This is a genomic window from Pseudomonas sp. GM60 (assembly GCF_000282415.1).
In the GTDB taxonomy this organism is placed as follows: domain Bacteria; phylum Pseudomonadota; class Gammaproteobacteria; order Pseudomonadales; family Pseudomonadaceae; genus Aquipseudomonas; species Aquipseudomonas migulae.
Window position 1 is genome coordinate 49,949 of sequence record NZ_AKJI01000086.1, and the last position, 21,299, is coordinate 71,247.

Genomic DNA, 21,299 nt, shown 5'->3' on the forward strand with positions numbered 1-21,299 from the left:
TGATTCGTCTTGAGAATTCAATGCGAAGTCGGAGTCGAGAAATGGCGATGGTCAAGCCAGCTAATGTCGTCAACATACTTGAAGCTTTTTTGCCCGAGCCTGAGGTGCTTGAGTTCCGAGAACCCAGTGAGCGTGACGGTCTGGGGGCAGGATTGGGAATGCCGACCCTGAGAATTATGGAGATGTATGCGTGTCATGGGGCTGCGTCATACGCTGAGGTGAAGGCCATCAATCCTTTAAAAGCGGCCTTGGCGCGAGAACCTTTTTTAATGTTGTACGCGCAGCTTCGACAAGCCGCACTCGAACATGATGCAGATGCTCTGAATGACCTCGGCTGGTTATGGCTGGATGGGCAGATGTTGATCGCGAATCCATCGATTGCATTGCACCTCTTCCGGCTAGCGGCAGCGGACGATCTGCCAGAAGCTTTTTTCAATCTAGGGCAGCTATATACCTACGGGATAGGCGTCGACATGGATGAGAAACTGGCCCAGCGGTGGCTGAAAAAGGCATTTAAAGGAGGGATCCGCGAGGCTGCTCTTGAAGTCGCGTGGCTTTATGACGCGCGGGATCGAGAGGGCAATTGTGTAGCTTCACGGGTTGAGGCCGATAACCGGAAGGCATTTCGCTGGTATCGAAAAGCCGCTCGTGCAGGCGACACTGCGGCGTATGCACGCCTTGGGAAGAGTTATCTGGAGGGTAATGGCGTATCGCGTCAGGTCTCAAAGGGGCTTTTTTGGTTGCAGCGAGCGGCGCTCGGTGGTGATGCAGCAGCTGCTGATGCCTTGGAGTATTTTTACGAGGATGCGATGTACATGCCGGATCCTCAGGGGCGTATGCGTTTGTTCTGGGCATCGTATGCCGAAGATCTGCGAGAACCTTTTGAGAGTCTATAGCGTTGATTTAGGGCAAGTGAGGGGGCTTCGATTGTTTGGCCTGGATATCCAGTGATGGTCCCCAGTTTTCTACTGTGTATTGGATAAAAAAATTAAGGAAGCGTGATGATTACGTTGAGAGACGGCGGCTCATTCAGCATTGATGCTCTGGTTTCAAAAGTTGAGGCCTTGGGTGGTTCCATGGTGTTGGGTCCCGTCAAGGCAGGGTTGACCGATCACAAGAAGCCGGACTCGTTGGATTACTGGATCAGAACCAATGGAGCTCATCAAAAAAACCAGATGCAAGCGGAAACGCAAGTGGTCGACCAGTTGGTCGCCACGGGCCGTTTTGACCGCGTAAAAATGAACTGTCCATCAACCGGGCATCGTTGCAAGGGACTGACTGTGGTTTCTAAGTCTCCCCCCGAGACCATGACAGCACCGACGATTTAGCGACCTGTGCATACCATTAGATAAACACTGTTTGAGACGAGCTCACTGTCTTGAGTGAAGGTAAGAAAAGTACACCCAGTATCTGGTTCAGTTGGTGATTTGAAGGTCAGGCCGGTGGCAGGCTCGGTTTTGTGATTGATGTCATTCGCAGGATGCTCAAAACGACCAAGAACAGTGCTAGACACCAGGACGATCCTTTGACTATCGTTACGTATATGGCATTTTGAGATCATTGCAATGCAGAACGGCACTCAAGAAATGATTATCGAAATCGATGCGGATATTGAGGCATTGATTCGGGACATAAATGCCACACCGGGTGGGCAGCAGCAAACAGACTTCATCGATTCGTTTCAAAAGATGATGATCGATCAGTTGATGGGGCCTTTCGGTTTGACCGGAGCCATGTTCGAGGATCGTGACGGGGGAGCCATTACGTCGCTGCATAATTTCGAAAAGGGCGTCGTCGCCAACGACGCAGACGAAAAGCGTTATGAGAATTGGCAGGACGCCCAAAAGGAACCATTTCAGCGCAAGGACTATGATGCAGCGATGAACGCTGCCCACTCAGACATGAGTAGCGCCGACGGCAATTTTTACGACGCCTACAAGAAGCCCGAGACGGAGTTTGCCGAAGGTCCAAGAATGACCGCCCGGGATCACGTCACAAGTGCCAGCGAAGTCGAAAGATCTGCGCGTGGTCATCTTGCACAAACGCGTGAGGAACGTGTGGCGACGGCAACGCAAGAAGAAAACGTTGTCCTGACGTCTTTCAATATGAACTCTTCAAAACAAGAGTCCGATCTGAAAGAGTGGGCCTCCGGAAAAAACAGTCAGGACTCGACCAAAACCAACGCCGAATATTACGAATTGGATCAACAGGCGATAGACACAGCCTACGAAAAATCCAAGAAAGCAGTGGACGGTGTACAAAAAAAGGCAGTCTTCGACAAGCAAGTGGGTGAATTGCTAGTCGAAGGTAGCGCCGCCGCCGGAAAGCTTGTCCTTCGGCAAATCCTGGGCTTGTTGCTCAAAGACCTTATCGAGGGCTTGATTCAGGACGTGCGTTATCTGGTTAAGGAAGGTTTTGATGGGGCCAAATCGCTGCTGACTCTGGCTGAAGAGCGAATCAAGTCGACCTACGAAAGAATCAAGTTGAAATGGGCCGAATACTTGAAAGAAGGCGTTAGCGCGGGTCTAACAGGCTTTCTCTCTAACCTGATCACATTAATCATTAACTCATTTGTCACAACGGCAAAAAATGTTGTACGCATGCTCCGAGAGGCGATCCTTTCAATTGTTCGGGCGATTAAGGTAATTGTTTCCCCTCCGGTGGGCATGGCTCGTGGTGATGTAGCAATGGAGGTGCTAAAAATTCTCTCAGGCACAGTCGCGTTGTGTCTAGGAATCGCGCTTGAGGAAGTGATCCAGAAGGCGCTGGAAGCCGTACCGTTATTGTTGCCCTTTGCTTCGACTATGGCCCCAGTGATTACCGGTGTGATTACCGGCGCCCTGACGCTTTTCACCGTGCTGGCCTTTGACCGGTTAAAAAGTGGTATCGCCTTTCGTAACAAGGAAGTCGCCGATATCCATCGAGGTCAAAGCGTGAGCCTTCTGAGAGTCAAACAAACGGTATTGATGATCGATGGGGCCTACAGCCACATGATCGTCTCGACTCAATTCATGCGGGCGCAATTCGAAAACGACTGGCTCGAAGTACAAGACGCCAAAGTGGTAACGCAAAAACGTTTAGACGACTACCGCAGTTCTGTAAACAGCCTGGATGATTTACTGGAGTTATTTTAATGAGCATGCAAGAGCTGATCACCAAGGAAGATCTGACCCCAGTCAATATCGCTTCAGGTCTTCTAGACGTTATCAAAGACATTGAGTTAAGCATCGAAAACGCCAGCGATCATGTCAGCGTTATTGAAAATCGAGGCTGGTTCAAAAGTACCTTCTCCAGCGCTAAAACCGATTTGGTGAGCATTTCCAAGTCTCAAAACAAAATCAACGACCTCATGCTGGGCTTGATTCAAGAAGTCATCACCCTCAACACAATGAGCTATTCGTTCCTTGCAGCGGTGATCTGCGAACTGGAAGAACGCGCCAAAAAGGGCTGGACTGACGGTGAAGGCCGTTTCCAGGAGCTTTCGGAAACTGGCCAGAGTTTTGCGGACAAAGCCCAATCCATTTTCCGCAAAATCGCTGAAGGCTCGAAATCTACCCAAGATCGTATTGAGCTCAATAAACATAATATCGATGAGGTCAAAAGTGCCCTATCGATGAAGGACGCTCTGGATGCACAGCAAAGTCAAGACATCGACAGAATCAAGACCGCGCTTGAACTCAAGACCGAACGCCTGGCCAGCATCGACGCTTTGCTAAACCAAAAAAGCGCCCTTGACGAGCGACAAAATCACACTATCCAAACCATTCTGCTGGAGTTGCAGGAAAACGGTCGTGTCGATCTGGAACGGGCACAAATCATTGAGCGCAACAGCAATGATATCGAAGCGATACAGTCCGCTTTGTCGGCCAAGGCAGAGGTCATCTCACGCCAGGAGTTGCATCTGGGGGCGGTCGATACATCATTGACCCAAAATGCTGAGCAACTGGCCTGCGTGAGCGGGCAGCTCAGTGAGCAAAAAATGCTTGGCGAGAAACGAGACAACGCGATTCGAGCCATCCTGGAGAACTTACAAACAAGCAGCCGTAGTGATCAGGCACGCGATCAGGCCATTGGGGTCTTGGAGCAGGAGTTGTTGGTGTTCAAGGAGCGGCTGGCGGTTCAGGAAAACAGCTTTGCTCGATACTCATCGCGCACTAATCGCCTCCTGGCGACCCTTGCCGGCTCTACCCTGGTACTGGCTACGACGCTGGTTCTCAGAGGGCTAAGCGTGATTTGACGTTCAGCAGTAGGTCTCGCAGACCTCTACGTTACCGCACGCTCGTGCAGCAAGCGTGGGTACCGAAGGAGCTGCGGGTCCTGCGTAGAATGCGTTTTACTCATCAGGCGTAAAGCCAGTGCCCAAGCTCTTCTAGATTTGCCACCACTATCTGTTGTGCCGCTGCTTTGGCCTGTATTTTCGTGGGGTCAATCTGGTAGCGCTGCAAGATGTACTGCACCAACGCCCCTCTGGTACGTATCACCAGTTGACCGTTTTGCATACCGTAGTCCGCCTCAATAATTAGTTTTTGCTCAGGCTTTAACCTTCGATCAGGCTCAAAAATAACATCTATTTCGGCCATCCAATCCGCATCGTCTTCCCGTTTTTTTTCGGACGCATGAATCAGATCCGGGTCGCCGCGAAAGCGACTAAGGACAAAGTCTCGGTAGTGACCGTTCTTCTCGCAGTAAGCGCGCACGTGCCAGCGCATCCCAGTAAATACCAGCGTATGCGGCACGATTACGCGTGTCTCCGGATTGGGGTTGGCCAAGGACACGTAGTCGGTTTCAAGGCGTAGACCTTCACGACAGGCTTGTAATATCGGTCGAAGGATTTCGGGGCGAATGCTGCGATCTGGGATGAGGAGCAATTCAGTATGCGCATAAGCCAAGGCCAGTCCTTCGATATGCGCAGCACGTTCACGATTCTGGTTGAGTAAGTGCAGGTAAGCACTGGCACTGCCATCAATAAATAGCGGTTTGAAGACTTTGCTTGGCTTGTAGCCTTTCAGGTGCTTGTCATATGTAAGGTTTTTAGGCGCATGTTCGGTCAAGTAGGTGTTGATGTCTTTCGAGGCTTGCTGCCGACTGATGCCAAAGCTTTGCATCAGGTGACCAGTAGTCAGGCGGCCTTCCCACCAGGCGATGGTCTCGATGAGTCGGTAGCGTAATGCCAGATCCCAGCGAATTTGATTAAGCTGCTGCTTGCGTTTCATCGGGTGGGTACCTGTTCCATTTGTTTACCTGTACAGGCAAACATTATCGACGTGTCATAAAAGGCTACATATCTTGTTGTTGTCGAACAAGCGAAGGAAGTCACAAAATGAATGCGATGAGCTTGTACTGGCTGAGCATGGGAGGTGCCATGCTCGTGGTGGTGATCATGGCGTTATTGCTGTGGTTGCAATGGCAGCATGTCGACGTGCAAAAGCGGGAGTTGACGGTGCTGCGCAACCTCTTGGACAACGTCGGCTCAGTCATTCGACAGCTGGAGTTGGAAAGGAAGGAATTGACCTCGGGATTACGGGCTGAACGAGCCCATGTCGAGCAACTCCAGAGAAAACTATCGCTTGTGCAGTAATTCCCTCACCAGGTTTTGTAGATGGGGTTGTAGCCTTCTGGCACTCCATACGATGGGCGCCTCGCCATGCAGGGGCAGTTCGTTGCAAGGGAAAGTGTGTATGCAAATCGTCGATGGTGTTCGGCTTTACTCAGCTTCTGATCTCTGTGGTTTTCTGGAGTGCGAGCACCTGACGGCTCTCGATATGGCCCACCTGGTATCGCCAATGGAGAGGGCACCAGAAACTGAAGAAAATCGCCTGATTCAGGAAAAGGGCCTTGAGCATGAGGCGGCCTATCTTGAATGGTTGAAGCTCGAGTATCCCGTCGTTGTCGATATCGCTGCGAGTGGCGCGCGGTCTATCTCAAGGAAAGTCGAGTTGACACGGGAAGCGATGCAGGCCGGTGCCGATATCATTTTCCAGGCGACGTTACAGGAAGGTGTTTTTGTCGGCCATGCCGACTTTTTCCGAAAGGTATCACTGCCCTCAGCTCTTGGTGATCACAGCTACGAAGTGATAGATACCAAACTGGCTAAAACACCAAAAGCGAAGTTCATTGTCCAGTTAGCGCTGTACTCACAGATGCTGGTTCCATTGCAAGGCGTTCGTCCTCATTTCATGCATGTTGTGCTCGGTGATGCAGCGCGTAGCGAACGGCCATTTCGCGTGGCAGATTACTCGGATTATCTTGATCAGGTTCTTCGGCGCTTCGACGCTTTCGTCTCTGCTCCACAACCGTCAACCACGTATCCTGACCCTTGTGACCATTGCCGCTTTTGCGGATGGCGCGACCGATGTGCCATTCAACGCGAGCAAGATGATCATTTGTCGGCGGTCGCTAATATCAGCAAGTCCCAGATCAAAAAACTGCAAAGCGCCGGTGTCCAGACCTTGGAACAATTGGCCAACTCTGCGGAACGTAATTCAGTTCCCAAGCTTAACGCAGAGTCCTTAAATAAATTGAGGCATCAAGCCCGTTTGCAACACCGGGGCCGTCATAGCGATACACCTATTTATGAACTGTTGCCTCCGCAGGCTGGGCTGCGTGGATTCGGCCGTATGCCTGAGCCAGCGGAAGGCGATCTGTTTTTTGATATGGAGGGTGATCCGCTCGAAGAAGGTGGTTTGGAGTATTTGTTTGGCTTGTACATTGATGAGTCAGGGAGTCAACGCTTCCTGCCATTTTGGGGGCACTCTCGTAAGGAAGAGAAACAAGCGTTCGAGGCCTTCATCGACTTTTTGATGACGCATTTGGCGCGTTATCCGCAAGCGTATATCTATCACTACGCCAGCTACGAAGAGACGGCGATCAAACGCTTGATGAGCCAGCATGGCACTCGTGAGGTTCAAGTCGACTGGTTGCTGCGTAACGGCAAGTTGATCGATCTGTATAAGGTGGTGCGGGAGGCGGTACGCGTTTCCGAACCGAGCTACTCGATCAAGTACATCGAGCATTTCTACATGGAAAAACGGGTTGGCGAGGTGACCAGCGCCGGCGCGAGCATTGTGTTTTATGAGCGTTGGAAGCAGAGCGGTGATCCAGAGCTGTTGGAAACCATTGAGCGCTACAACGAGGATGATGTGCGCTCCACTTACTTGCTGCGAAACTGGTTGCTTGCGATCAAGCCCGCTGGCGGCGGTTTTGACGCGACGATTGTGCGAGCCGTCGAGGCTGAAAATGATCCTCTTGCCGTAGGGGCCAGCGAACAGGAGATACGCCTGGAAAATTATCGTCAGCGCCTTGTTGGTCAGTTTCCGGAGGATGGATCTCAGTGGGATAACGAGGCGGCTGTCAGAGGGTTGGTTTTCCAGTTGCTTGATTTTCATCGGCGCACAGAGAAGCCTGTGTGGTGGGATATGTTCAAGCGTCAGGACATGGCGAGTGAAGAGCTTCTTGAGGACATTGAGAGCCTGGCTGGACTGGCGCGCACGGCGCAACCACCCGTACCGGAAAAGCGTTCGTTTCTTTATCAATACCGTTTTCCCGAGCAGGAGACCAAGTTGCATGCGGGGTCTCAGGGGAGGGTGGTCGAAACGCTGAACACGATTACGCTACATGAATTGGACATGGAAAACCTATTGGCGACCTTCAAGGCCACGGTCGAGAGTCAGCCTCCCGTAGCGTTCGATATGGGGCCCGGTGGGCCAGTTAATACCAAGGTTATCCGCGAGGCATTGTTCCGTTACGCCGATGCTGTTCTGGCAGGTGGTGAGCGTTTTAAAGCGGTAGACGACTTTTTGTTTCGTCGTTCACCCAAAGTGATTGGGTTGGAGGCCGGAACAGCTCTTCTTGCGACTTCACTGGCCCCTCTCGACGCAATCAAGCAGGTGGTGCGTAACCTTGACCATAGCGTCCTGTTCATTCAAGGGCCCCCAGGTGCCGGTAAAACATACACGGGTTCTCACCTGATCCTTGATCTGCTGCAAGCCGGTAAGCGCGTCGGGATTACCTCTAACTCTCATCACGCCATCAATAATTTGCTTGCGGCTGTAGAAACCTGCGCTGACGCAGCAGGTTTCAGTTTTGTCGGTTTGAAAAAGTCCACCCGCGGGGCCGAGGAAACCCGCTTCTCCGGGCGGTGCATCACATCCCAGGAGGACAACGCAAAATTGTTGACCGCATGGAACTCGGGAGCGCGCCTTGTTGCGGGTACCGCTTGGCTCTTCGCAGATGAAGCTTTCAGTGAGGCGTTGGATTATCTGTTCATTGACGAGGCCGGGCAGGTCAGCGTGGCCAATCTCGTTGCGATGGGGATGTCAGCCCGCAATTTGGTGTTGATGGGCGATCAGATGCAATTATCGCAACCGATTAAGGGTGTGCACCCCGGGCGCTCAGGCGATTCGATCCTGGATTATCTGCTGGATGGTGTGGCCACGATTCCTGCGGATCGCGGGGTGTTTCTGGCACAGACATGGCGCATGCACCCTGAAGTGTGTTCCTTTATTTCTGAAGCGGTGTACGACGGACAACTAGCGTCGGCCCCAGGAACCGAGCGGCAGCTCCTGATACTGGATGGCGAACGTCCGAAAATACCTGATTGTGGGCTGTATTTTTGGCCAGTGGAGCACGATGCCAATAGCCAAAGCTCGGAAGAAGAGGCCGCTGTCGTCAGCGATCTCTACGGTTATTTCCTTGGTCAAACTTATGTAGACAAAGACGGCGAGAGGCACCGGGTCGAAGTGGACAATATATTGGTTGTCGCACCCTATAACCTTCATGTGCAATTGCTAAAGCGAGAGCTACCGGCAGGAGCACGAGTAGGGACTGTGGACAAGTTCCAGGGGCAAGAAGCCGAGATTGTGATCGTTTCGATGGCTACCTCGAACGAAGACTATCTACCTCGAGATATTGCTTTCCTCTACTCGAAAAACCGCTTGAATGTGGCAATCAGTCGAGCCAAAACCTTGGCCTGTGTGATAGCCAGTCCAGCCTTGACAGCCATCCGCTGCAAGACACCAGAGGAGATGTCGCTGGTGAATACGCTTTGTAAGGTGGTTAAGAGTGGATCAATGACGCGCGACAGTCAGCATGGCTGACAGTGCGCCGCTCAAACGGGCGGCGCAGCTTTGCATCGAGAAGTACTCTCAGCGAACTTGCGTTGGTGAGGGGAATAGCCAACTTGACCAGAATTCTGGATCTGGCGACTTGGCTTGACGAGATAGTGGCAATTTGGTTTTGACTGATTTGCCCTTTGAGACCCGTTTTATCTAAATACGAATCACATGACTCAGGAGCTTGAACCAATGCAGGACATATTTTTGTTGGAGCCTCAGACGAAGGTAGACCGTAAGAAGTCCTACATTCGATCTTACCCGCATATTCTCGGGCAATTACAGACGGGGGCGGCATTGACAGAGAGAGATTTTGTCTGCGGTGCGCACATTGTGTACGGCTGGATGCCAACCATCCTGGATCTGTATCCAACGGCTGAATTGACCTTGCAGCAAGGAGCTGACTTACTCAACAAAGCGCGTACCAAAGGGGTCTTGAGCGAAAGCGAAATGGCCAATCTAGCGGCTCTGGTCAACAACTCAGTGGTTGGAGCGTCCAAGCTTTTGCACTTTGTTAATCCCGACGCTTTCGCTATTTGGGATTCGAAAATTTATCGATTCATTCATGGTCAGGCAGCTCATCAGTACAGAGTGAACAATGCGGGTGCTTATTTGAAGTACCTGGACTTGTTGAATGAGCTTCGAGAAGACAAGCGGTTTCCAGACTTTCATTCCTCGATAAACGAAAAAATGGGTTACCCAGTGTCACCGCGTCGTGCCATTGAAGTGGTGATGTTTCTAAATGCTTGAGGGGGTTGGTTGGAGTGTGAGTGGCCGCTAGGTTGGCGATCCGGCCTCGCAGGTTCCTGCGATGTAAATGATGTTCAACGATGTTCAATGATGCGAGGAAACGGATGACCAATTTTTCCTGGGGCTTACTCGGACCGGAGCAGCTGGGTAGCGAGCGGCGGACAAGGACGCTTGGCATCGGTGCAGCTGTGCGTGAGTTCAATGACCTGGCGGTTCCTGGTATGGGGAGCGTCTGGTATGGCAAGCAATTACTCCATGCTGTCTTGGGCGTAGCGATCGCTCAGGCCGTGCGTGGGGAAGGCGAAGTGATCAAGAATATCGAGACTGCCAATGCCGTAGAGGCTCTAGGTTGCTGGCTTGGTTTCAAGTCGAATGGCTGGCGCACCGATGAGCGTTTACGTGGTTCCGAGAAAATGAAAACCAATGAAGAATTCAGCTTCAAGGCAGCGCGCAAGCCCGGTTTTTATGTTACTCAGCCAATGCGTATGGCTACGTTGCAGCCGCTTCTTGCGTTGGGGTTGGCAGAGGCTGCAGGCGAGCGTTTCAACTCCTTTCGTTGCACATCGTTGGGACACGCGTTTATTGCCGCTGCATGTTCTGGTTACAGTGGCTTGTTGGGGACGTTGATCGATTGGGCTGCAGGCAGGCCGGCAAAAGTCACCTCATCCTTGGGGTTGCGTGCGGTGCTATCGCCGTTAGAACCACTGTCCGAGAGTGCTGCCTCGTTTCTGCGAACTCGACTCGACCATGGCGATGGACAGGACGAACGTCGTCGTCAGGCAGTGTTAGCTTGGGTCGAATCAATACAGCGCGAACCTTTGATTGCATTCTCCTGGGCGGATAGACCTGAACAGGTCAGTACTGAACATTGGAAAGATTTGCAGAGTGGTGCTCTGTTTTTCCGGGTACGAGACAGTGCCATTGGTGTGCTGGATGAGCTTGAACTTCATATCGGTAATTCAGGCAGCCAGAAATGGAGTCTCGATGCTCCGCTGCCTTTACTGGTCGAGCAAGCTATTACCAAACTTCAGCGCCACGCACGGAATTTTCTTGCGCAAGGGCACCGCTCTTTGCAGGAGGACGTGGCCAATACCTTTTGCCGTGAGTGTGCTGAACCGAACCCCTCACGTCTGCTGTCCCATCTGGTCGACCGCGATGCTCGGGTCTTACGCCTCAGGGGGCAATTGGTTCTGCCAGGTGCGGCTTTCAGGTATCAGCCCTTGTCGGTGGCAGAAGCGGCGTTCGGCTCAGAGGACGATGGGCACGATACCCTTGACGGTCAACTGCCTGCGGGTATCTCACACCGCGTCGCAAAGATGTATCGGCTTAATCTGGACTTGAAGCGCGAATTGGGGGATTGGCTGGCTGGCGCCATGACGACTGATACTGTTATGGAGGCTGTATGAGTACTTTTGCACCTGTTTCCCTGGCCCAACGTTTCGAAAGCCCTGAAGGCTTTGAGGGCAGCTTTGGCTGGCTTTGCGGGTTTTCGGCCGATGATAGCTTTATGAATGATGCCATTGAGCGTTTTACCGGTCGCATGCCCAATCAGCGAGCGTACGAGGGAGGTGTCTCACTGGCTTTGATGCTTGACCCACGAGAGCCGCAGATTACGCCGGTTCAAGTGCCAGGCCTCATGCACCTGCTGAGTAGCTCTCAACAACTACCGTTCAATCTACTGCATGCCAAGGTTGCCTTGTTGGGTTACCGGCATCTGTCGCGACCGGGCCAGTGGTGTCTACGGTTACTGGTTTCTACAGGCAACTGGACGCGCCAAACCCTGGAAGAAAGTCTGGATCTGGCCTGGCAGTTTGACCTGAGTAGCGAGGATCTGAATAAACCCGATGACTCCGTGGTGCTCGCCTGCGCCGATATTACGCACGCCTGGGCGATGCTGGATTGGTTACGCACGTACTTCGATGCTCGAGCATTGCAGGCAAGCGCGGCACTGATTGAGTCCACTCAACGTTTCGAAGATTGGATCGCCCGCGCCAAGAAGGTCGCAGGCAAGCAATCGGGTCGATTTTTCGACAACCGTAAGCAATCCCTGTTGACGCAGTTGCCGACATTGGTCGAGGCCACAGGTAGCGGCGTCGCACGCAACTATTTGGCCATGGGGTCCGGCTTTTATGAAGCTTGCACGGCCGGGCCGGTAGTTCCGTCAGTCCTGAGTCGCATAATCGAGACCTTGCGTGGCAACACCGACGGGCCACGATTGCTGACGGCCAGCGCCGAAATCGATCTATTCGTCAATCCGCAAAGTTGCCAAGGTGTTGCGCTGACGCTGGATGCCCTGACCGATTACGGATTGACCGTGCGTGCAGCCGGGCAGCCAGATTTTTTTAATTCGGCGCTACAGCGTACGTTGCACGCCAAATTTATTTTCAGTGCCAACCAACGTAGCGGTTCTGATTATGCCAGCAGTGCCTGGGTCTATTTGGGTTCAGGCAACCTTACACAGCAGGGTTTTACTCGCAAGATGTCAGCGAATGGCGGCAATCTGGAGGCTGGTGTGGTGTTCGCTCCTGGTGCACTTCGGTGGTCCTCAGGCAAGGGTCTCCCCGAGACAGAAGTCATCGGCAATTACTTGCCCGTGCAATGGACGTCGAAATTGAATCAATGCCCGGACAAACTCGCATCGGGTAATGAAATGATCATTGGCGAGGAATTCACGCTGGCTGCACCGGTGTCCTTTCTGCTCTGGGAGGGTGCCGACGTTACCGACAGCGGCTGGCTATTACCGACAAATGAAACAGAAGTCGAGTTTTCGCTACTCGACCCGTTGCAACAGCCTTGCAAGCGAGACCCTGAAAAGGGATTTATCTGGTTCGCCGATCGACCTCGGCAAGTACAAGTGTGTTGGACGACCGGCTCGGGTACTCATGTGGCCATCGTGCCTGTTATCGATCGCTTTGGTCGTTTCGCTGCCACCAGCATGCCTGCGCTCGAATTAGGAGATGTCTGGATGCAGCTGGCGGGCTTTCCGCGTCTGCCGGATGCAGAAGACCTGCCGGATGCATTCGAAGACAAAAACAGCATGACTTTGGAGATGGCTGCCGGCTACGAATGTAGTACGGCCAGCTATCCCGTTCGGCAGATGATGGAGCTGATCGAGAACATCGCTGCGAAACAGACCGCGATCCCGGCCTGCGATTGGACTCTTTGGTGCGCTCGCCTCGAACAAAGCCTGACTCAAGCCGCTGATTGCTCTTTGCTTGCCGAGTTCCTTGAACTGGGCCTCAACCCTCTGAGCCCCCTCAGGCAGGCGTCATTCCGCCCGGAGTATGCGGAATCCTCGATCAGTGCAGAGGGCCGACTGTACGAAAAAGTCCTTGGCAGCGTAGAGGCTGCATGGCAAATCCAAGAGCTGAGTGAATTCGGAGTATCGGTATGAACCAGCAGTTCCAAGGATGGGCAATCGTCGCGGCGGAACTTGAAAAACAAGCCAGCGCACAGCAGTTGATTGCGGAGCGCGAGGGTGAAAGCTCAGCACGACTCAATCAGGGCCAACGCGCCAGCTTGCGAGCATTGGCTGAGCGCATTGGCAATCATGGTGTAGTGATCGCCGATGAGGTCGGCATGGGCAAAACTCGTATTGCCGTGGAGCTTGCGCGAGCAGTCAAGGTGGCAGGAGGGCGTGTTGCCATCTTGGTGCCACCAGGGTTGGGTTATCAGTGGCAGACTGAGTTGAAGGACGGTGGTATTGAGTCGCCACCGATACTGCGCAGCCTGCTGGGATACCTGTCGGCCTGGGAGGCAGAGACACATACTGAACAGAAACCCTGGTTCGCGCAGTCCGCGCTGATTATTTCCCATACCTTCACTAATTGGCGACTCGGGCAGGCGGCGCAGTCCTGGCGCTGGAGCTTGCTGCCGGAAATCTATGCGCGGTGGCGAGCAGCCATCGAGGGTAGGCTCCCTCGTGGCTATCACGGCTACCGTGAATTAGACGATACGTGGGTCCGGCGGGCAGCCCAAAGTATCACTGGCGCGATACCCGAACGCTCCAATCATCCAGGCCGCACCTTACTTGCCGAGTTGATGGATGCGATCAGTTGGCCGCAGCCGATGAACGCTGTCGAGTACTCCAGAGACGGCCTGTTCCGGGACTGGTTGGAAAGGATTGTGGGCTTGGGCCTAGGCAGTTTCGAACTGGTGATTATCGACGAGGCCCACAAAAGTCGAGGCACGGACAGCGGCCTGTCACGGCTGCTCGACAGCGTCATCTTGCCGTCCGATAGCTGCCGGCGTTTGGCCCTGACGGCCACACCCGTAGAGTTGGACGTCAGTCAGTGGCAACAGACACTCAATAGAATCGGTCTGCCAGCATCTCTCCAGCAGAGCACCATCCAGCCAGCGATAACTGCCTATGCGCAAGCCGTCAATGAGCTAAGAGCGCATTGGCGCAGCAGCCCTAAAGTGCGTGAAACCTACCAAGTGGCTGCGGCCCGCTTCGAGAGGGCCTTGTCGCCATTCTTGCTGCGCAGGGACAAGCGGGAAGACGCTGATGTCCTTCGCTATCAACAGCACTCCGGTACGCAGGGGCGCGCTTATCGCAACACGCAGGTTGAGATTGCTATCGAAACCAAAGGCCTGCCATCTCATTGGCGTGAAGCGATCTGCGCCACCGAAGCTATGTCGCTGGTTTCTCGCCAAAGTGAGAACCCGGAAGCGAAACGGCTACGTTTGACACTGGGCAATGGTCATGGGATTGCAGACTTGATGGCACAGACAGTTCAGGAGACTTTGGAACCTGCCGCTGTGGAAATCCAGATCTCAGCCGTCAATCCTGTCGAAGCAAAGCGCCAGGCTCGAGTCCAATGGTGGCTTAATGTTGCGCGCAATGCCTTTGCCGAAGATCAAGACGGCCTGTTCGGTCATCCGGCTATCCTCGCTGCGGTAGAGGCTATCGAGGAGGCCGCCGGAGCGGGTGAGAAAACCCTGGTTTTCGGGCGTTTCACTCAGCCAATGCGGGCGCTGGTCGGGCTGCTCAACGCGCGGGAAATGCTTCGTCGTCTCGAGGATGGGCGCCACTGGCCTCAGACTAAAGTCCACGGCGAGCGTAATGGTGCCATCGAAGCCAATGAATGGCCCGCTGTGTTGGCGGCCCATCGACAACTGAACTCATCAATCGATTTAGCGACGCTGGATGCAGCCCTGCAACGTCAATATGACAAGCAGAGCCGCCGTCGTGATTTATTTCGCGGGCAGTTGACCGATCTTCTGGAACGGGGACTACAGGCGATAGGTGCCAATAAAAGACAGCTCAGTATGTTCGGTTTTTTATTCCGTGCCGCACACACTACAGCCATCGAAAAAAGTGATGATAAACACCCCGTTGCAACGTTTGCTCGCGCTATTGCCGATTTGATTGGAGAGGTCGAAACAGATCAGGAACCTTCACTCGTCGCGAGTGCTTTTTGCCAACTGATAGATGCCGCAGGTGACCAGGACTCGGAGGACGTCGATGGCGAAAAGGACGATCCTGGTGCCGAACGCTGGGAGTCGTTGGTCGAGCAGCTTCATCAGGAATACGCTCGTCCTGAAGGCGGCTTCGCTCGACTGATGTACGGAGGGACTGCTCAGGCGTCACGGCGAATGCTTCAATTGGCCTTCAATCGGCAAAACAGTTTTCCTCGAGTGCTTGTCGCGCAATCAATGGTTGGGCGAGAGGGGCTGAATTTGCATCTCGCGTGTCGAACCGTTGTGTTAATGCATCCCGAGTGGAATCCAGGAGTCGTTGAGCAACAGATTGGCAGGGTAGACCGTGTTGGTAGTCATTGGAGTCGACAGTTGAATGCTGCCATTTCTGAAGGTGCGCGGGGGCTGGATTTACCTCGTATTGACGTACGTCCAGTGATATTCAAAGGGACTTACGACGAGCACAACTGGAACGTGTTGCAGCAACGTTGGGATGATCTGAGGGCACAGCTCCATGGTGAGGTGATTGCTCCGCAATTGGCTAACGAGTATCCAGAGTACAGTTCTCTGGCAGAGGCCTTATCCCTGAATGCTCCCAACTTCTCACCAAACAGATCGGATTAAGCGGATTTGTTGGAGGGGCATTACAGCGTTAAAGCAGGTCGGAGAGGCTGATGGCATCCAGCGACAATCCGGCCTGGTTTGCCAGTTCTCCCGTTGTTCGGCCTGTTTCGCTGGGGCGGCCCATCGTGATCATGGCGTCTCGAGTGCTTTTTTGCGTACGGCTGGCCAGGGCTCGAATTTCGTCGGCGACCACGGCAAATCCACGACCCGCATCGCCGGCCTCTGCTGCTTCAAGGGTGGCGTTCAAAGCCTGCTCTCTGATTCCGGAGTGTCAGCAGCCACAGGCACCGGTGTCGGCCATTTACCCCTGCAACACTGCCCCGAATGGCTTGAGCCCTTCGGGTTGGCCGAACGTTTCGCGCAAGTGAGTCCCCGGTGTCAGCGGCGTGGGACGGTTGGCGGCGAACAGAAAATAGTCCCTGGCCAATAGTAGACAGCCTTGACGCGACGGCTCATCCATCGCCTGCAACCATTGCCCACGACAAGCTCCGAGGGAGTCGGGTAAGCGTTCCCATACTTCGTAGTAACTTTCATCCAGAGCGGTTTCTATCAGGCGCTCACTGGTTTCAAAGTGCATGCGTCCAATGTCTTCATCACCACTGACCGGCTGATAGTCCATTTTGCGATGCCATTGGCAAATGTCTGCGTCTGTTTGGGTCACCCCGGCGAAACCTTTCTGTTCACACAATGCCGGATGTTGAGAGTAACTGAGTGCTTCAAGCGCCAGACCTGGAAGTGCAGTTGAGGGAATTCGCAGGTCTGCAAACAGTCGCGGTGTCTGTAGCCAATACACGGCCTTTGCGCTGTCCGAATGCCCTGAGCGGTGCTGGATCAAACGCCGTTTCCATACGCCAGGATAACCTTGAGCAACCTGATTCATAGATGTTCCCAGTCAAGCACCGAATTTGGCGCCTGTCGCAAAGCGCGATTCGCCAGAGCGGACTTCAAGCCCAGGCAAATCTGCATTGCGCTTACCTGTAAATCCTCACCAGCCTTTTACTCCGCTCATATCGGGCAGCTTGTGAGCGATGCCTTTGTGGCAGTCGATGCAGGTGGCCTCACCGTTGGCCAGAGAGGTCGAGTGCATGGCAGAAGCGCGCTTGCTTTGGCGAGTGAAGTCCATGAACTCGAAGTTATGGCAGTTGCGGCATTCGCGAGAGTCGTTGGCCTTTAGCCTGGCCCACTCATGTTCGGCCAGTTCGCGGCGCAGGGTGAGGAACTTGTCGCGGGTGTCGATGGTGCCGAAAATCTTGCCCCACACCTCTTTTGACGCCTGCATCTTGCGCGCGATCTTGTGGGTCCATTCGTGGGGCACGTGGCAGTCAGGGCAGCTGGCGCGTACGCCGGAACGGTTGGTGTAGTGGATGGTGTCCTTCAGCTCGACGAATACGTTGTCGCGCATTTCATGGCAAGAAATGCAGAACTTCTCGGTGTTGCTCAACTCGAGTGCGGTGTTGAAACCGCCCCAGAAAATGATTCCGGCAATAAAGCCCCCGAGCGTCAGAAAACCCAGGCTGTAGTAGAGGCTCGGCCTGCGCAGAATGCCCCAGTAATCCTTGAGCATGGCGAACAGTGCTTTCATGTTGCCTCCTCAAGGTTTTTGCTCGGCGTTGGCGTCGTCTTGCAGTATTTTGTCGATGTTCTCGAAACTGTTGCCCACCAAGGGGAGTACGTCGGTTTGCGGCACGTGGCATTGGTTACAGAAGTATCGACGTGGTGACACCGCCGCCAGTGCCTGGCCGTCGCGGTCCATATAGTGAGTGATGCTGATCATTGAGGCTTGAGTGCGTGCGCTGTTGGCCCGGCTGTGACAGGACAGGCATTTGTTGCCGTTCATGTCGATCTGATAACCGCGAATGGTGTGGGGAATGGTGGGCGGTTGGTCCGGGTAATTGCGTTCGCGCTTGAGGTCTTTGTTTTCTTCGTTGGCGATGGGCGGGGCTGGCTGGCTCTGGGTCAAGGTTCCTCCAGGCCGGCGGCCGTCCGGCGCGGGAGCATCCAGCGGGTAGTCGACTGGCGCAGCGATCACCACGCTGATGGCAGCGAGCAGGAACAACGGCTGGATTCGAAAAGGCATCACGGTTCTCCTCAGGCCACGCTGACCAACTCGATTCGGATCGCGCATTTTTTGTAATCGGTCTGCTTGGAGATCGGGTCGGTCGCATCGAGCGTGACCTTGTTGATCAGCTTGTTGGCATCGAAGAACGGCACGAACACCAGCCCTTGAGGGGGCTTGTTGCGGCCGCGGGTTTCGATGCGCGCACGGATTTCACCGCGTCGGCTGATCAACTTCACTTCACTGCCGCGCCGTGCCTTCAACGCTTTGGCATCGTCGGGGTGCATGTAGACCAGCGCGTCGGGCACCGCTTTGTAAAGTTCTTCGACCCGTTGGGTCATGGTTCCTGTGTGCCAGTGTTCGAGAACGCGGCCGGTGCTGAGCCAGAACGGATAATCGGCGTCCGGCGCTTCGGCCGGCGGCTCGTAGGGGAGGGCGAAGATGATCGCCTTCTTGTCCGGGTAGCCGTAGAACTGTACTTCGCTGCCTTTCTCCACATAGGGGTCGAGCCCCTCGCGGTAACGCCAGCGGGTTTCCTGGCCCTCGACCACTGGCCAGCGCAGGCCCCGTTCGCTGTGGTAACGGTCGAACGTGGCAAGGTCATGCCCGTGGCCGCGCCCGAACTGGGCGTACTCCTCGAACAAACCTTTTTGCAGGTAGAAGCCAAACGCCTTGGCCTCATCGTTTTTGTAGCCGGCTTCCAATTGCTCGACGGGGAACTGGTCGACCTGGCCGTTCTTGAACAGCACGTCGAACAGGGTCTTGCCCTTGAGCTCGGGAGACTTGGCCAATAGTTCCTGGGGCCAGGTTTCATCGGTGGTGAAGCGTTTGGAAAACTCCAGCAACTGCCACAGGTCCGACTTGGCGTCACCTGGCGCACTCACCAACTGATGCCAGAACTGCGTACGCCGCTCGGCATTGCCAAATGCACCTTCCTTTTCCACCCACATCGCGCTGGGCAGGATCAGGTCCGCGGCCTGGGCGGACACCGTCGGATAGACGTCAGAGACAATCACGAAGTTTTCCGGGTTACGCCAGCCGGGCAGGGTCTCCTGCATGATGTTGGGCCCGGCGTGCATGTTGTTGCTGGCCTGGGTCCAGTAGACGTTGAGCACGCCGTCCTTGAGCATGCGACTCTGTTCCACCGCGTGAAAACCGGGCTTCTCCTGAATGGTGCCAGCGGGAAGCTTCCAGATTTTTTCGGCGATGGCGCGGTGTTTGGGATTGGTCACGACCAGGTCGGCGGGCAACCGGTGGGAGAAGGTTCCGACCTCGCGTGCGGTACCGCAGGCCGATGGCTGTCCGGTCAACGAGAAGGGGCTGTTGCCCGGCTCGCTGATTTTGCCGGTGAGCAGATGAATGTTGTAAATCAGGTTGTTGGCCCAGACGCCACGCGTGTGCTGATTGAAACCCATGGTCCAGAACGACACGACCTTGCGTTTGGGGTCGGCATACAACTCGGCCAGGTTCTTCAGCCGTTCGGCCGGAACACCGGTCTCCTTCGCGGTGCGCTCCAGGGTGTAGGGTTTGACGAACGCTGCATATTGTTCGAAGGAAATATCCGTCCAGGTGTTGGCCGTGCGGGCATTTTTCGCTTTCATTTCACGTGGATCATCAGGGCGCAAGCCGTACCCGATGTCGTCAGCGCCTTTGGCAAACCGGGTGTGTTTGGTGATGAAGTCCTGGTTCACCGCGCCGCTTTCAATGATGTGGTTGGCGATGTAGTTGAGGATCAGCAGGTCGGTTTGCGGCTTGAACACCATGGGGATGTCGGCCAGCTCGAAACTGCGGTGTTCGAAGGTGGACAGCACCGCCACCTTCACGTGAGGCTGACTCAGGCGTCGGTCGGTGACCCGGCTCCAGAGCACCGGGTGCATCTCGGCCATGTTCGAGCCCCAGAGCACGAAGGCATCGGTGGCTTCGATGTCGTCGTAGCAACCCATCGGCTCATCCATACCGAAGGTGCGCATGAAACCCATGACTGCCGAGGCCATGCAATGTCGGGCATTCGGATCAATGTTGTTGCTGCGAAAGCCGGCCTTCATCAGCTTGTTGGCCGCATAACCTTCCCACACTGTCCATTGCCCGGAACCGAACATGCCAACCGATTCAGGGCCTTTGCTCTTCAAGGCTGCCTTGAATTTGGTTTCCATGATGTCGAAGGCTTTCTCCCAGCTGATCGGCTGGAACTCGCCCTGTTTGTCGTATTGGCCATTCGACATGCGCAAAAGCGGCTGGGTCAGGCGATCGACGCCGTACATGATCTTCGAGAGAAAATAGCCTTTCACACAGTTCAGACCGCGATTGACCTCGGCCTTGACGTCGCCATGGGTAGCAACCACCCGGTTATCCTTGGTCGCGACCATCACGCTGCAACCGGTCCCGCAGAAGCGGCAGGGCGCCTTGTTCCAGTTCAGGGTGACCATGTCCGCTTCGGTCACCAGATTACTGGCGGAGGTCACAATCGGCAGTCCGGCAGCGGCGGCTGCAATGGCGGCGGCCTGCGCCTTGACGAATGCTCGGCGGGTCATGCTCATTCGCTATCTCCTTCGGGCTCGAGGAGCTCGTGGTAGACCAACGCGGCGTTGAGTACGCCCGGCAGATTGTTGATCTGTTCAATGCGTTGAAGGATCTGGCTTTCGTGCACGGCCTCAATCACCACCACCAGTTTTCCGGCGGGACTTTCCTGATGAAGTTCCAGGCCGTCCAACAAACGAAGATTGGCTTTAACGGCGTCGAACAATTCAGGTCGGGCAAGCACTACCAGGCTGGCGATATGCAGAGCTTCGTCCATGTGCTGACTCCAATAGGCCGTGAGCAAAGACTATTAGTTAGTTGGGAGGACCGGGGGGGCCGTACAGCATCTGGAAAAACCAGACGATAAAGCCGTAACCGCCGACGATAGCAACCGACAGCAGCGGGAAGAGGCAGACGACCAGAAACAGGAACAGCCGGGTTTCCTTGCGACGCTCGGGTTTGCGTTCTTCAGCCAATGGCATTTAGCAATCTCCAGCCTGACTTGCACTCAGACTAGATCACTAAATTTCGCACATTTTTTGAGGCGGGCTTTTAGCGACCGGCGGTGATTTATTGGGGCTTCAAAGTTACCTAGGGTTATAACGTTTTAAATCTTTATTTCATCGAGTAACGCTTACGTCGTTTATTGATATGAATTCGCATTTTGATGAAGGCCTTTCGAAGAGCTCCATGGCTCGCGATTATCTATTTGTATAAGAGAGGGCTAATTGTTGTTTTACCGGTAGCGGGGACCCACTTGGCAGCCCACGGGTGCCGGTCAAGCATTTGGCCGCTACAATGCGCGCCTCGACCGTGAAAAC

General features: G+C 54.4%; 17 protein-coding genes and 1 pseudogene. 10 read left to right on the forward strand and 8 right to left on the reverse strand.

Going from position 1 to position 21,299, the window contains the following annotated elements; translation table 11 throughout:
• The first annotated feature begins 41 nt into the window (after positions 1–41).
• From PMI32_RS29405 to PMI32_RS08580, 4 genes are all read left to right on the forward strand, one after another.
• Positions 42–896: a tetratricopeptide repeat protein gene (locus PMI32_RS29405; protein ID WP_008032040.1), complete on the forward strand. Its 855-nt coding sequence runs from the start codon at positions 42–44 to the stop codon at positions 894–896.
• A 105-nt stretch (positions 897–1,001) separates the two neighbouring features.
• Positions 1,002–1,328 carry a hypothetical protein gene (locus tag PMI32_RS08585; RefSeq protein WP_008032042.1) on the forward strand — a complete coding sequence of 109 codons (327 nt, stop codon included), beginning with the start codon at positions 1,002–1,004 and terminating at the stop codon, positions 1,326–1,328.
• A 237-nt stretch (positions 1,329–1,565) separates the two neighbouring features.
• Positions 1,566–3,134: a BAR domain-containing protein gene (locus PMI32_RS0129070; RefSeq protein WP_008032044.1), complete on the forward strand. Its 1,569-nt coding sequence runs from the start codon at positions 1,566–1,568 to the stop codon at positions 3,132–3,134.
• Positions 3,134–4,237 (forward strand): hypothetical protein, encoded by a 1,104-nt coding sequence (locus PMI32_RS08580; protein WP_008032046.1) that lies wholly within the window; start codon positions 3,134–3,136, stop codon positions 4,235–4,237. The genes PMI32_RS0129070 and PMI32_RS08580 overlap by 1 nt, the downstream gene beginning before the upstream one ends.
• Positions 4,238–4,340: 103 nt before the next feature.
• Here PMI32_RS08580 and PMI32_RS08575 read toward each other — a convergent pair whose 3' ends face one another.
• Positions 4,341–5,213 (reverse strand): BrxR family helix-turn-helix transcriptional regulator, encoded by an 873-nt coding sequence (locus PMI32_RS08575; RefSeq protein WP_008032047.1) that lies wholly within the window; start codon positions 5,211–5,213, stop codon positions 4,341–4,343.
• A 107-nt stretch (positions 5,214–5,320) separates the two neighbouring features.
• Here PMI32_RS08575 and PMI32_RS08570 point away from each other — a divergent pair, with 107 nt between their 5' ends.
• The 6 genes from PMI32_RS08570 to PMI32_RS29980 all read left to right on the forward strand — a co-directional run bounded on the left by PMI32_RS08570 (position 5,321) and on the right by PMI32_RS29980 (position 15,905).
• The gene (locus PMI32_RS08570; RefSeq protein WP_008032049.1) at positions 5,321–5,578 is read left to right on the forward strand and encodes a hypothetical protein; all 258 of its coding nucleotides are present in this window, start codon (positions 5,321–5,323) and stop codon (positions 5,576–5,578) included.
• A gap of 100 nt (positions 5,579–5,678) precedes the next feature.
• Positions 5,679–9,095, forward strand: a complete 3,417-nt coding sequence (locus PMI32_RS08565; protein ID WP_008032052.1) for a TM0106 family RecB-like putative nuclease — start codon at positions 5,679–5,681, stop codon at positions 9,093–9,095.
• Between the two features lie 207 nt (positions 9,096–9,302).
• The gene (locus tag PMI32_RS08560) at positions 9,303–9,860 is read left to right on the forward strand and encodes a hypothetical protein (protein WP_008032055.1); all 558 of its coding nucleotides are present in this window, start codon (positions 9,303–9,305) and stop codon (positions 9,858–9,860) included.
• 104 nt (positions 9,861–9,964) lie between these two features.
• The gene (locus PMI32_RS08555) at positions 9,965–11,266 is read left to right on the forward strand and encodes a hypothetical protein (protein ID WP_008032056.1); all 1,302 of its coding nucleotides are present in this window, start codon (positions 9,965–9,967) and stop codon (positions 11,264–11,266) included.
• Complete coding sequence (locus PMI32_RS08550) at positions 11,263–13,254, forward strand: phospholipase D-like domain-containing protein (RefSeq protein WP_008032058.1); 1,992 nt, start codon at positions 11,263–11,265, stop codon at positions 13,252–13,254. The genes PMI32_RS08555 and PMI32_RS08550 overlap by 4 nt, the downstream gene beginning before the upstream one ends.
• Positions 13,251–15,905 carry a DEAD/DEAH box helicase gene (locus tag PMI32_RS29980; RefSeq protein WP_008032060.1) on the forward strand — a complete coding sequence of 885 codons (2,655 nt, stop codon included), beginning with the start codon at positions 13,251–13,253 and terminating at the stop codon, positions 15,903–15,905. The genes PMI32_RS08550 and PMI32_RS29980 overlap by 4 nt, the downstream gene beginning before the upstream one ends.
• 142 nt (positions 15,906–16,047) lie before the next feature.
• Here the strand turns inward: PMI32_RS29980 and PMI32_RS30730 are convergent.
• From PMI32_RS30730 to napE, 7 genes and pseudogenes are all read right to left on the reverse strand, one after another.
• Positions 16,048–16,155 (reverse strand): annotated as a pseudogene (locus PMI32_RS30730) (methyl-accepting chemotaxis protein); the annotation flags it as partial.
• Between the two features lie 51 nt (positions 16,156–16,206).
• Positions 16,207–16,785: a hypothetical protein gene (locus PMI32_RS08545; RefSeq protein ID WP_008032062.1), complete on the reverse strand. Its 579-nt coding sequence runs from the start codon at positions 16,783–16,785 to the stop codon at positions 16,207–16,209.
• A gap of 105 nt (positions 16,786–16,890) precedes the next feature.
• A complete protein-coding gene (locus PMI32_RS08540; protein WP_008032063.1) occupies positions 16,891–17,487 on the reverse strand; it encodes a cytochrome c3 family protein in 597 nt (198 codons plus the stop codon).
• 9 nt (positions 17,488–17,496) lie between these two features.
• A complete protein-coding gene (locus PMI32_RS08535) occupies positions 17,497–17,982 on the reverse strand; it encodes a nitrate reductase cytochrome c-type subunit (RefSeq protein WP_008032064.1) in 486 nt (161 codons plus the stop codon).
• An 11-nt stretch (positions 17,983–17,993) separates the two neighbouring features.
• Positions 17,994–20,498 (reverse strand): nitrate reductase catalytic subunit NapA, encoded by a 2,505-nt coding sequence (napA, locus tag PMI32_RS08530; protein WP_008032065.1) that lies wholly within the window; start codon positions 20,496–20,498, stop codon positions 17,994–17,996.
• On the reverse strand, positions 20,495–20,755 hold the full coding sequence (locus tag PMI32_RS08525; RefSeq protein ID WP_008032066.1) for a chaperone NapD: 261 nt from the start codon (positions 20,753–20,755) through the stop codon (positions 20,495–20,497). The genes napA and PMI32_RS08525 overlap by 4 nt, the downstream gene beginning before the upstream one ends.
• Before the next feature lie 37 nt (positions 20,756–20,792).
• On the reverse strand, positions 20,793–20,960 hold the full coding sequence (gene napE / locus PMI32_RS08520; protein WP_008032067.1) for a periplasmic nitrate reductase, NapE protein: 168 nt from the start codon (positions 20,958–20,960) through the stop codon (positions 20,793–20,795).
• Between the last annotated feature and the right edge of the window lie 339 nt (positions 20,961–21,299).